Here is an 11697-nt window from a genome sequence, read left to right as displayed (position 1 = left end):
AGCGGGGCTTTTTCAGTACAGGGGTAAGGCTGGCTTACATCATGCCGCCCATGCCACCCATGCCGCCCATGTCTGGCATACCGCCGCCAGCCGAGCCTTCAGCCTTAGGCTTGTCAGCGATAGCCGCTTCGGTGGTCAGGATCAGGCCACCGATGGAGGCTGCGGCTTGCAGCGCGGAACGAGTCACCTTGGTAGGGTCCAGGATGCCCATTTCGATCATGTCGCCATACACGCCAGTCGCAGCGTTGTAACCGTAGTTACCTTTGCCGTTCTTGACTTCGTTGACCACAACGCTTGGCTCGTCGCCGGAGTTGGCAGCGATCTGGCGCAGCGGCGCTTCAACAGCACGACGCAGCACAGCGATACCGACGTTCTGGTCAGCGTTATCGCCGGCCAGGTTGGTCAGGGCTTCCAGCGCACGGATCAGCGCAACGCCACCGCCAGGTACCACGCCTTCTTCAACGGCTGCGCGGGTAGCGTGCAGGGCGTCTTCAACGCGGGCTTTCTTCTCTTTCATTTCTACTTCGGAACCAGCGCCAACCTTGATCACTGCTACGCCGCCGGACAGCTTGGCCAGACGCTCTTGCAGTTTTTCACGGTCGTAGTCGGACGAAGTTTCGGCAACCTGGGCACGGATCTGAGTGATGCGAGCCTGGATGTCCTGCTCAACGCCAGCACCGTCAACGATGATGGTGTTTTCTTTGGAGATGGTCACGCGCTTGGCACTGCCCAGGTTTTCCAGGGTAGCGCTTTCCAGGCTCAGGCCGATCTCTTCGGAGATAACGGTACCGCCGGTCAGGACGGCGATGTCCTGCAGCATGGCCTTGCGACGGTCGCCGAAGCCTGGAGCCTTGACGGCTGCGACTTTGACGATGCCACGCATGTTGTTCACAACCAGAGTGGCCAGGGCTTCGCCTTCAACGTCTTCGGAAACGATCAGCAGTGGGCGGCCGGCTTTGGCAACGGCTTCCAGCACTGGCAGCATTTCGCGGATGTTGGAGATCTTTTTGTCGACCAGCAGGATCAGCGGGTTGTCCAGCTCGGCAACCATGGTTTCTGGCTTGTTGACGAAGTACGGGGACAGGTAGCCACGGTCGAACTGCATGCCTTCTACAACCGACAGTTCGTTTTCCAGGCCAGTGCCTTCTTCAACGGTGATCACGCCTTCTTTACCGACTTTTTCCATGGCTTCAGCGATGATGTCGCCGATGGAGCTGTCGGAGTTGGCGGAGATGGTGCCTACCTGAGCGATAGCCTTGGTGTCAGCGCATGGCTTGGACAGGTTTTTCAGCTCGGCGACGATGGCGATGGTCGCCTTGTCGATGCCGCGCTTCAGATCCATCGGGTTCATGCCGGCAGCGACGGCTTTGTAGCCTTCGTTGACGATCGCCTGGGCCAGGACGGTAGCGGTGGTGGTGCCGTCGCCTGCGTCATCGTTGGCACGGGAGGCAACGTCTTTGACCAGCTGCGCGCCCATGTTTTCGAAACGGTCTTCCAGTTCGATTTCTTTAGCTACGGAAACGCCGTCCTTGGTGATGGTCGGAGCGCCGAAGCTTTTCTCGATGATCACGTTACGGCCTTTCGGGCCCAGGGTCGCTTTTACTGCGTCAGCCAGGATGTTGACACCAGTGAGCATTTTCTTGCGGGCGGAATCGCCGAATTTAACTTCTTTAGCAGCCATGATCGATATTCCTTAAATACTGTGTAGTAACGGGAAAATGAGCGGGAAAATCAGTCTTCCAGAACAGCGAGAATCTCGTTCTCAGCCATAACCAGCAGGTCTTCGCCGTCGACTTTCACCGTGTTGCTGCCGGAGTAAGGGCCGAATACAACCTTGTCACCGACTTTAACGGCCAGCGCACGCACATCACCGTTTTCCAGGGTCTTGCCTGGGCCCGCAGCGACGATCACACCGTGGTTGGCTTTTTCAGCAGCCGAACCTGGCAGAACGATACCGCCAGCGGTTTTCTTTTCTTCTTCGCTGCGACGGATTACGACGCGGTCGTGCAGAGGACGAAGCTTGCTCATTGTCGATCTCTCCTAATTGTGTTTTTCATCGGCCGGTGTCTGTACCGGCGGGTTGTATTCCGGCAGTGCCGGTCGCGCCTCGCCAAGCAAGACGCGGAAGTCTGTCTGGTGTCGCCACCAGAAACCTTGCGGTGACCGTTACATAAGGGCGCATAAGCTGATTACAAGGGGCCGGGGATGAAATTTTTTGCGCGTGCCGGCCCGTAAATGCAACACGGCACCCGAAGGTGCCGTGCCGTGAAACGGTTATTTGCTGTCGCGGTGTTCGAACTCGCCTTCGATCACATCACCTTCACGCCCCAACGGCTGGCGCGGGGCCGGGCCGCCACGGGGTTGCAGGTCGTCGGCGAACGCACGCTGGCGAATCGCGGCTTCTTCTGCGCGCTGGCGCATCTTGCCGGCCAGCAACTTGCGGGTGAACGGTAGCAACATCACCAGGCCGACTACGTCGCTGATGAAACCCGGCAGGATCAACAAGCCGCCAGCCAGGGCCATCATCAGGCCTTCCAGCATGGTCTGGGCGGGCAGTTCGCCACGGTTCAGGCTTTCACGGGCACGCAGCGCGGTGGCCAGGCCAGCGACGCGCAGCACCAGAACGCCGAGCATGGAGCCTAGAATGATCAGCAACAGGGCCGGAAAAAACCCGATCGCACTGCTGACTTGAACGAATACGAACAGCTCCAACACCGGGAACAGCAGAAAGAGCAATAAAAAAGGGCGCATCAAATGGTTCCTCAACGCAAGAATGCCTTGCCAGTCCACCTTAGATGACGTCGCCATTTCGTGAATTCAAGCGTCGGCTGTGGCTTTTTTCGGCCAGACCTCGGCGTGGGCCAATGAAACCAGGGCTTCGCGTACTTGTGTCGGCGTATTGCAGGACTCCGCAAACGGCAACCAATATAAGGATTGGCCTATACGCAAGTGCATGCCTTCGCTGTCGATACCGGCCAACTGTGCAGGCTCGGAGGTCGGCAAACCGGCCAGGTCGACGTAATGGGCAATGGCCTTGGTGTGATCGCTGTTCATGTGTTCGATCATGCTGCCTTCGGCTTTGCCCGCAAACGGGTTGGCCAGGGTCAACTGATCGACCCAGTGAATCGCGCCAAAACCGCCGATGTAACGGTGACGTACGGGCTTGAGCACCCAGAAATCGAAGTCGTGGGCCTTGTGATAGTTGGCTGACTCGGGGAAGTAGCGGTAATAACGCTCGGCCGCCGCCTCAATGGCAGCGCCCTCCTCTAGTTTTTCGGCTTCAGCCAGGTAGGTCAGGCGCCCGACGGCTTGCACGTCATCCGCTTCGCGCTCACCCACCAGCAGCGAGCACTTGGGATCTTTCTGCAGGTTGTGGGTGTGCTGGGCAATGCGGCTGATCAGGATCAGCGGGCGGCCCAGCTCATCCAGGCAATAGGGCACGACCGAGCCGAAAGGAAAGCCGGGCATGGCCTTGGACAGTGTGGAGAGAGCCCCACGGTATTCCTTGAGCAACAGCTCTCGGGCGTTCTTGGCAACCTGTGCGCTCAACGTATGACTCCTCGGATAATCAGCCGCCCATGGCATATGGGAATGGATCTCAACGCAAGGTAATCATTATCGGCAAAGGTTGCCAAGCAGGTTTTTTTCGCCCGTGTTACCAGGCCACGCCGAAGCCTGCGGTGTAGCGGGTTTTGCTCAGGCTGCTGTCGGAATCGCCACTGATGATGTCGCGCTCGGCCTTGAGGTTGAGCGACGCCCACTCGGTGACTTTGTAGCGCAGGCCCATTTCTGCATCCAGCGAGTATTCCGCCGGACCGCCGATGGGCTTGCCCACTTCGCCGTTGGTGAAGAATTCGACGGTCTTGCCCACCAGGTAGCGGTTGTAGTTCCACTTCATGGCCAGGGAATAGAAGTTGTCCTTGCCGCCGTCGGCGTATTCATAGTCGGTGCGGTTGACCAGCGAGCCCAGGGAGAAGGCACCCAGCTCATCGTCCCAGAACTGATAGCCCGGGCCCGTGCCGACGGTGCGCTGGCGGGACAGGTCTTCAACCTTGTCGCGCTTGTAGGTCAGGCGACCCTGCCAGAACCAATGCTCGGTCAGGAAGCGGTCGAGGTCGTATTCCAAAGCCCAATTGTCAGTGGTGGTGACATCGTCCTGGAATTCGCGGTTGTACTCGCCCTCTCCGGTATGGCGCCATTGGCCGTGGCGGGCGGTGGTCTTGAAGTCGATGTCGTAGTCGTTGGTGTCTTTGTCGGCGCGCTTGTAGTCCAGCGCCATGTCCACATTACCCTTCCACACCAGATCCTCGACCACCGGCTTGGGCTTGATGATTTGCTGGATGCTGGCCAGTTCGACGGTCTTGGGCGCTTCGCCGTTGGCCAGCACCACCTTGCCGTCATCCGCCGCTTTCAGGGACTTGGCTTTCTCGCCGGTGTAGGCGTCCTGTTTGACCAGCAACTCCTGGTCGCTTTCCAGGGTCTTGACCTGTTTCCAGTCCACAGGGATGGCGCCTGCGTAGTCGGTTTGGATCAGCAGCTTGCCACCGTCGAAGACCTTGATCTTGCCGGTCAGGCGGTCACCGTTCTTCAACCAGACAGTATCGGCCAGCAAGGGCGTGGAGGCGCTGAAAACAGCGAGGCACAGCAGAGTTCTGGACAACATAAGCAGATTCGAGGCTCGGGCTTGGCGAAAAAAGGGCATTATCGTGTTAGATAAGTTCTTAGCAAGGACTGACTCAAGTATCTGGGTTCAGTTCAATGCTCATCGTCATGGTTACAGACGTTTCTTACAAAAATGCCGACGATTTCAACGGACAGCCTCACAGTGAATCAATCTGCCGAATCCCCCCAAAGCCCCGCCGAAATGCGCCGTACCGCGCTGTACCTGACCCTGGCCCAAGTGCCCGCAGGCTGCGTGGTGAGTTACGGCGAGCTGGCCCACCTGGCCGGTCTCGGTCGTGCGGCACGCTGGGTCGGCCGCACCCTGAGCCAGCTTCCCGAAGACACCAAGCTGCCCTGGCACCGCGTGTTGGGTGCCGGTGGTCGGATAAGTCTGCCGGTGGGCAGTGTCTCGGGTGACGAGCAACGCGCGCGTTTACGCGATGAAGGCGTTACGGTCCGCAACAATCGCGTGGATATTCAGCGCCATGGCTGGCGCCCGGTAGAGCACAGCGGTTAGAGTGCGCGCTTTGTTTCCGCAAATCTGAGGCAGACTCCAGCCCATGCCCCGTAAAACCTGGCGCGCCGCGCTCGCTGCCTATGCCAGCCCCTCGACGTTGGTCCTGTTGTTGCTCGGCTTTGCCGCCGGCCTGCCTTACATGTTGGTGTTCTCGACGCTTTCAGTGTGGTTGCGTGAAGCCGGTGTGGCGCGCGAGACCATCGGCTATGCGAGTCTGATCGGTTTGGCGTATGCCTTTAAGTGGGTATGGTCACCGCTGCTCGACCAATGGCGCCTGCCGTTGCTCGGCAAGCTCGGGCGCCGCCGTTCCTGGCTGGTGCTGGCCCAGTCGCTGGTGATTCTCGGCTTGATCGGCATGGGTTTTTGCGACCCGCAGAAGCATTTGTCTTGGCTGATCGCTATCGCTGTCATCGTCGCCTTTGCGTCCGCTACCCAGGACATCGCGGTCGACGCCTATCGCCTGGAAATCGCCGACGACAGCCGCCAGGCTGCGTTGGCCGCCAGCTACATGTCCGGTTATCGCATCGCCGCCCTGCTGGCCACGGCGGGCGCACTGTTTTTTGCCGAGGGTTTCGGCTCCACCGGTTTCAACTATAAACACTCGGCCTGGACCGGCACCTATGTGCTGTTCGGCGTGTTAATGGTCCCGGCGCTGCTGACCACCCTGTTCATGCGCGAACCCAATGTGCCACTGCGCACTCAACTGCAAGCCGGGCGCTACAGCTTCGCGCACCAACTGGTGTCCGTCTTTGTGCTGATCGTGTTGCTGGTGTCGGTACCGGCCATGTTCACCCAGCTGTTCAACACCGATTTCGAAAGTGTGCTGTTCCAGGGCGTGAGCCTGTGGGACTTGTTGATGGAAGACCGCGCGTTCCTGCGCGCCATCCTCTATATCACCCTCACCTCCTTGTGCCTCTCGGCCATGGGGCGCCGTGGCCTGGCGCCGGTGCTGACGCCGGTCAACGACTTCATCCTGCGCTACCGCTGGCAGGCGCTACTGCTGCTTGGGCTGATCGCCACGTATCGCATGTCGGACACGGTGATGGGCGTGATGGCCAACGTGTTTTACATCGACCAGGGCTTCACCAAGGACCAGATCGCCGGGGTCAGCAAGATCTTCGGCCTGATCATGACCTTGCTCGGCGCCGGCATGGGCGGCTTACTGATCGTGCGCTTCGGCATCCTGCCGATCCTGTTCATCGGCGGTGTGGCCTCGGCCGGTACCAACCTGCTGTTCGTGATGCTCGCCGACATGGGCCCGGACCTGCAGATGCTGATTTTCACCATTTCCCTGGACAACTTCAGCTCAGGGCTGGCGACCTCGGCATTCGTGGCCTACCTGTCGAGCCTGACCAACCTGAAGTTCTCCGCGACCCAATATGCCCTGCTCAGCTCGATCATGCTGTTGCTGCCGCGCCTGATCGGCGGCTATTCGGGGGTGATGGTGGAGAAGTTCGGCTATCACAATTTCTTCCTGATCACCTGCATGCTGGGTGTGCCGACGCTGGTGCTGATTGCGCTGCATTGGTTTCAGGAAAATCGGCGGGCGAAGTTGGCCCCCAAAACAGAAGACTGACCTGGGGGAGCGGGCTTGCCCGCGAATGCAGTGTGTCAGTCGCAGGATAGGTGGACTGATCCTGCGCATTCGCGAGCAAGCCCGCTCCCACAGACCCCTCTGCATTCTGATGCCTGTACTCCAGCAGCCGGCGCCCGTACAATCCAGAGTCATTTCAAGTCCAAGCAACCGACAACGGCCTACCATGCGTACCAGTCAATATTTGCTCGCCACACAGAAAGAAACGCCTTCCGACGCGGTCGTGATCAGCCACCAGCTGATGCTGCGTGCCGGCATGATCCGCAAACTGGCCTCCGGCCTGTACACCTGGCTGCCCATGGGCTTGAAGGTGATGCGCAAAGTCGAAGCCATCGTTCGTGAAGAAATGAACGCTGCCGGCTCTCTGGAAGTGTTGATGCCGAGCACCCAACCGGCTGAACTGTGGCAGGAATCCGGGCGCTGGGAAGAGTACGGCCCTGAGTTGCTGCGCTTCAAGGACCGTCATGGCCGCGATTTCTGCGCCGGCCCGACCCACGAAGAAGTGATCACCGACCTGATGCGCAACGAGCTGAGCAGCTACAAGCAGCTGCCGCTGAACCTGTATCAGATCCAGACCAAATTCCGTGACGAAATCCGCCCACGCTTCGGTTTGATGCGCGGCCGCGAATTCATCATGAAGGATGCGTATTCGTTCCACGCCGACCAGGCGTCGCTGCAGGCCACCTATGACCGCATGCACACTGCCTACTGCAACGTGTTCACGCGCCTGGGCCTGAAGTTCCGCCCGGTTGAAGCGGACAACGGTTCCATCGGCGGTGCCGGCTCCCATGAGTTCCATGTGCTGGCCGAGTCCGGCGAAGACGATATCGTCTTCAGCAACGGTTCCGACTACGCGGCGAACATCGAGAAAGCCGAAGCGGTGCCGCGGGAAACCTCCCGCCCTGCGCCGACTGAAGAACTGCGCCTGGTGGACACGCCAGAGACCAAGACCATCGCGGCCCTGGTGGAAAAATTCAATCTGCCGATTGAAAAGACCATCAAGACCCTGATCGTGCGCGCCGAGGAAGAAGGCAAGCTGATCGCCCTGGTGATCCGTGGCGACCACGAACTCAACGAAATCAAGGCTGCCCAGCAACCTGGCGTGGCCAGCCCGCTGGTCATGGCCACCGACGCCGAACTGCGCGACGCCATTGGCGCCGGTGCCGGTTCGCTCGGCCCACTGAACCTGCCGCTGCCGATCATCATCGACCGTTCGGTCGAGCTGATGAGCGACTTCGGTATCGGTGCCAACATCGACGACAAGCACTACTTCGGCGTGAACTGGGAGCGTGACCTGCCCGTTCCGACCGTGGCCGACCTGCGTAACGTGGTCGCCGGTGACCCAAGCCCGGATGGCAAGGGCACCCTGGAAATCAAGCGCGGCATCGAAGTCGGGCACATCTTCCAGCTGGGCAACAAGTACAGCAAGGCGATGAAGTGCGAAGTGCTGGGCGAGAACGGCAAGCCGATCACCCTGGAAATGGGTTGCTACGGCATTGGCGTATCGCGCGTGGTTGCGGCTGCCATCGAGCAGAACAACGACGACAAAGGCATCATCTGGAGTGACGCCCTGGCGCCGTTCCAGGTCGCCCTGGTACCGCTGCGCTATGAAACCGAGCAAGTACGCGAAGCCACCGACAAGCTGTACGCCGAACTGACGGCTGCTGGTTTTGAAGTGCTGCTGGATGACCGGGACAAGAAAACCAGCCCGGGCATCAAGTTCGCCGACATGGAACTGATTGGCATCCCGCACCGGATCGTGGTCAGTGACCGCGGCCTGGCCGATGGCAATCTGGAATACAAGAGCCGGACCGAAGCCGAAGCCCAACCGTTGCCGGTGGCTGACGTGCTGTCTTTCCTTCAGGCGCGTATTCGTCGCTGAAAACCAGATCAAGAGAAGTCATGTTCAAGCGAAACACCAGAGCCCTGGGGGGCGCCGCCTTGTGCGGCGCCCTGCTGGTCAGCGGCTGCGCCAACCAAATGTCGCAACGCAGTGAGCACGAGGAGCGGGTCGAGCGTAAGTTGCTCGATCACAGCCTGCAGATCGATGTAGGCGAGCCCAAAGTGCTGGAGCTGCCGCAACGCCGGGTACGGATTCACGAACAGAAGACCTTCGAGGTCACCGAGTTCGAAGTCACCCGTCGTTACGACCGCTACACCCCCTACCAACCCTGGCGCAAACTCTATGAGATGCCTTTGGGTGCCGTAGCCCTGGTGGCCGGCGCGGGCGCCAATGTGGTGAACGTATTCGCCCTTGGCAACCTGCCGACCAGCGTGACGCGCGACTGGCTGACCTATGGCGTGGACGGCCTCAATCCGTTCATGAACGTGCAGTCCCACGGCCGTGCGCAACAGAACCTGGCGGGTATCGATGAAGTCCAGCGCGACAAGCGTGTGGAGTATTCGAGCCTGCCCTGGAGCGAACGACCGGTGCAAGTCACTGCCGGCAAGCAAGTCCATGAGCTGACCACCGACCGTAACGGCGTCTTGCGCCTGAACCTGTTGGACAGCCCGTTTGCCGAGCAAGACCTGAACCGCATCACCACGCTGAAGATCAGCGTGGAAGACGGCCAGGACGACGTGCATTCGGATTCCACGCTGGCTGTCAGCAGCACCTTGCGCAACAAGCTGCTGGAAGCCCACGGCCTGATCTACGACGACTTGGAAGACGACGAAGTCAGCCAGTGGGTACATCGGGTCAAACGCTTGTCTGAACTGGGCCTGGAAGAAGAAGCCAGCGAACTGGAACAAAGCCTGATCGAACTGACCCGCAATGATCCCGAGTTGCAGCAGGAATTCCTGCAGGCGCTGACCAAGGATGCGGGGCGTCTCGTTGCCGATCCAGGCGCTCGCTAGGGCTTCAAGAACGTTGTAGATCTACATGTGGGAGCGGGCTTGCCCGCGAATGCGGTGGGTCAGTCACGACAACATTGACTGACACGCCGTATTCGCGAGCAAGCCCGCTCCCACATTTGGTTTTCGGTTTTTACCAGGAGAATTCGAGTTGCTCGTTGCCGTTGCTTAAATCCAGCAACCGCACGCCAATACCCAGCAACCGCACCGGCTTCCCACCCCGGTTGAACGCCTGCGTCAGCAACTGTTGATAACTCTCCAAGTCCCGCCCCGCCCCCGCCTGTTCCAGTGTGGTCTGGGTAAAGTCATGAAACTTCACCTTCACGAACGGCTTGCCCGCACGATAACTGCTGTCGATACGCGCCATACGTCCAGCCAGGGTTTCCATCAGCTCAGGTAGCTTGGCCAGACAGCTTGAAAGATCTGGCAGGTCCACGTCGTAGGTATTCTCCACACTGATCGATTGCCGGCGACTGTCGTTCTGCACCACACGATCATCGATCCCACGGGCCAGACTCCACAACCGCTCGCCAAAACTGCCGAACTCGCGCACCAGCGCCAGCTTGTTCCACTCGCGCAACTGCAGGCAGTCTTCGATCCCCAGGCGCGCCAGTTTGTCAGCCGTCACCTTGCCCACACCGTGCAACTTACTCACACGCAATTGCGAGACGAAGTCTTCGACCTGGTCCGGAGTGATCACGAAGAGTCCGTTGGGCTTCTTCCAATCGCTGGCAATCTTGGCCAGGAATTTGTTCGGCGCCACGCCGGCGGACACGGTGATGTGCAATTGGTTGGAAACACGGCGGCGAATATCCTGGGCAATGCGCGTGGCACTGCCGCCGAAATGCGAACTGTCGGACACGTCCAGATAGGCTTCATCCAGCGACAACGGTTCGATCAGGTCGGTGTAGTCGCGAAAGATCGTCTGGATTTCCTTCGACGCTTCCTTATAAGCCTCCATGCGCGGCTTGACGATGGTCAGGTCCGGGCACAGCTTCAAGGCATGGCGTGACGACATGGCCGAGCGCACGCCATAGGCACGTGCCTCGTAGTTGCAGGTCGCGATCACCCCGCGCCGGTCCGCCGAACCGCCCACCGCCAGTGGCTTTTGCGCCAGGCTCGGGTCATCGCGCATCTCGATGGCGGCGTAGAAGCAATCACAGTCGACGTGGATGATTTTGCGCTGTGTCATATAAACGGGGTGTGTACCTACGGGTAGCCAGTATCGCATTCGCACCTGTATATAGCACCAGTAGTTTGAATCTTCCGCTTGAGCGGTAGGAAAACTCCCAGATGAATTTATTTTCTCAATCGAGTTTGGCCCGCTGATAGAGCTGAAACCCTCGGCCAGCCTGGGCCCGAGAGGTATCGAGGGGCCACTGTGGAGAGCTAACCGATTGAACCACAAGCGCTTTTCTTCTATTTACAGGTTGACACATCGGCGTTCCTCTGTAGAATGCCGACACACAGACGCGGGATGGAGCAGTCTGGTAGCTCGTCGGGCTCATAACCCGAAGGTCGTCGGTTCAAATCCGGCTCCCGCAACCAAACATCAAAAAAGGCTACTCGAAAGAGTGGCCTTTTTTGTGCGCGCCTGTTTTGTACCTGTACAAAAATTGTAAGACAAAAAACCTTTACCCATCGCGCACTTACCCTTCGCAGTCGACCTTCACCGCTCATTTCACACTTATTTGACCCATCGACTCATTAACGGTTGACACCCCGCCGCTGGGCTGTAGAATGCCGCCCACAGACGCGGGATGGAGCAGTCTGGTAGCTCGTCGGGCTCATAACCCGAAGGTCGTCGGTTCAAATCCGGCTCCCGCAACCAAACATCAAAAAAGGCTACTCGAAAGAGTGGCCTTTTTTGTATCCGGTGAAAAAGTTCTTCTGAAACAATGGCATGGCATCTTTCATGAAACCGCACGCGGTTTGTAGAGTCCATCTCATCGCACGCTATGCTGAATGTTCAGCGCTACCCTCTACGACCAATGGCCGCTGTCGCCGCCCCCGGTGATACGCGTTAATATTTGTAATTATTTTGTCCATAGGGATTGGTAACTTGGCTGGA

10 protein-coding genes and 2 tRNA genes are annotated in these 11697 nt (G+C 59.1%); 6 read left to right on the top strand and 6 right to left on the bottom strand.

Going from position 1 to position 11697, the window contains the following annotated elements:
• Window positions 1-34 precede the first annotated feature (34 nt).
• From groL to AC4PS7_RS26155, 5 genes are all read right to left on the bottom strand, one after another.
• Window positions 35-1681, bottom strand: a complete 1647-nt coding sequence (gene groL / locus AC4PS7_RS26175; RefSeq protein ID WP_010208010.1) for a chaperonin GroEL — start codon at window positions 1679-1681, stop codon at window positions 35-37.
• Window positions 1682-1731: 50 nt separating this feature from the next.
• Complete coding sequence (locus AC4PS7_RS26170) at window positions 1732-2028, bottom strand: co-chaperone GroES (RefSeq protein WP_003175874.1); 297 nt, start codon at window positions 2026-2028, stop codon at window positions 1732-1734.
• A gap of 246 nt (window positions 2029-2274) precedes the next feature.
• Complete coding sequence (locus AC4PS7_RS26165; protein WP_016975517.1) at window positions 2275-2751, bottom strand: FxsA family protein; 477 nt, start codon at window positions 2749-2751, stop codon at window positions 2275-2277.
• A gap of 66 nt (window positions 2752-2817) precedes the next feature.
• Window positions 2818-3549 carry a HugZ family pyridoxamine 5'-phosphate oxidase gene (locus tag AC4PS7_RS26160; protein WP_042571219.1) on the bottom strand — a complete coding sequence of 244 codons (732 nt, stop codon included), beginning with the start codon at window positions 3547-3549 and terminating at the stop codon, window positions 2818-2820.
• Window positions 3550-3655: 106 nt separating this feature from the next.
• A complete protein-coding gene (locus AC4PS7_RS26155) occupies window positions 3656-4663 on the bottom strand; it encodes a DUF481 domain-containing protein (RefSeq protein ID WP_010208003.1) in 1008 nt (335 codons plus the stop codon).
• Window positions 4664-4864: 201 nt separating this feature from the next.
• Between AC4PS7_RS26155 and AC4PS7_RS26150 the strand changes: the two genes are divergently transcribed.
• The 4 genes from AC4PS7_RS26150 to AC4PS7_RS26135 all read left to right on the top strand — a co-directional run bounded on the left by AC4PS7_RS26150 (window position 4865) and on the right by AC4PS7_RS26135 (window position 9629).
• Window positions 4865-5179, top strand: a complete 315-nt coding sequence (locus AC4PS7_RS26150; RefSeq protein ID WP_042571218.1) for an MGMT family protein — start codon at window positions 4865-4867, stop codon at window positions 5177-5179.
• Between the two features lie 43 nt (window positions 5180-5222).
• Entirely contained in the window at window positions 5223-6755 is a 1533-nt protein-coding gene (locus AC4PS7_RS26145) for an AmpG family muropeptide MFS transporter (RefSeq protein WP_010208001.1), read from the top strand.
• A gap of 184 nt (window positions 6756-6939) precedes the next feature.
• On the top strand, window positions 6940-8655 hold the full coding sequence (locus tag AC4PS7_RS26140) for a proline--tRNA ligase (protein WP_010208000.1): 1716 nt from the start codon (window positions 6940-6942) through the stop codon (window positions 8653-8655).
• Between the two features lie 20 nt (window positions 8656-8675).
• Complete coding sequence (locus tag AC4PS7_RS26135) at window positions 8676-9629, top strand: hypothetical protein (RefSeq protein WP_010207999.1); 954 nt, start codon at window positions 8676-8678, stop codon at window positions 9627-9629.
• A 130-nt stretch (window positions 9630-9759) separates the two neighbouring features.
• Here the strand turns inward: AC4PS7_RS26135 and dinB are convergent, their stop codons facing one another.
• On the bottom strand, window positions 9760-10818 hold the full coding sequence (dinB, locus tag AC4PS7_RS26130) for a DNA polymerase IV (RefSeq protein WP_010207998.1): 1059 nt from the start codon (window positions 10816-10818) through the stop codon (window positions 9760-9762).
• Between the two features lie 279 nt (window positions 10819-11097).
• Here dinB and AC4PS7_RS26125 point away from each other — a divergent pair.
• Window positions 11098-11174: transfer RNA gene (locus tag AC4PS7_RS26125), tRNA-Met, on the top strand.
• Between the two features lie 206 nt (window positions 11175-11380).
• A tRNA-Met gene (locus AC4PS7_RS26120) sits at window positions 11381-11457 on the top strand.
• Window positions 11458-11697: the final 240 nt, after the last annotated feature.

This window comes from Pseudomonas sp. DW-iso3 (assembly GCF_058725305.1).
The sequence above is the reverse complement of the archived record's forward strand: the minus strand, read 5'-3'. Positions and strand labels throughout refer to the sequence as shown.

Excerpts from the sequence above, each read along its gene's own strand:
- AC4PS7_RS26155 (WP_010208003.1), bottom strand. The coding sequence starts at position 4,663 with ATGTTGTCCAGAACTCTGCTGTGCCTCGCTGTTTTCAGCGCCTCCACG.
- AC4PS7_RS26170 (WP_003175874.1), bottom strand. The coding sequence starts at position 2,028 with ATGAGCAAGCTTCGTCCTCTGCACGACCGCGTCGTAATCCGTCGCAGC.
- AC4PS7_RS26145 (WP_010208001.1), top strand. The coding sequence starts at position 5,223 with ATGCCCCGTAAAACCTGGCGCGCCGCGCTCGCTGCCTATGCCAGCCCC.
- AC4PS7_RS26140 (WP_010208000.1), top strand. The coding sequence starts at position 6,940 with ATGCGTACCAGTCAATATTTGCTCGCCACACAGAAAGAAACGCCTTCC.
- AC4PS7_RS26165 (WP_016975517.1), bottom strand. The coding sequence starts at position 2,751 with ATGCGCCCTTTTTTATTGCTCTTTCTGCTGTTCCCGGTGTTGGAGCTG.
- dinB (WP_010207998.1), bottom strand. The coding sequence starts at position 10,818 with ATGACACAGCGCAAAATCATCCACGTCGACTGTGATTGCTTCTACGCC.
- AC4PS7_RS26135 (WP_010207999.1), top strand. The coding sequence starts at position 8,676 with ATGTTCAAGCGAAACACCAGAGCCCTGGGGGGCGCCGCCTTGTGCGGC.
- groL (WP_010208010.1), bottom strand. The coding sequence starts at position 1,681 with ATGGCTGCTAAAGAAGTTAAATTCGGCGATTCCGCCCGCAAGAAAATG.
- AC4PS7_RS26150 (WP_042571218.1), top strand. The coding sequence starts at position 4,865 with ATGCGCCGTACCGCGCTGTACCTGACCCTGGCCCAAGTGCCCGCAGGC.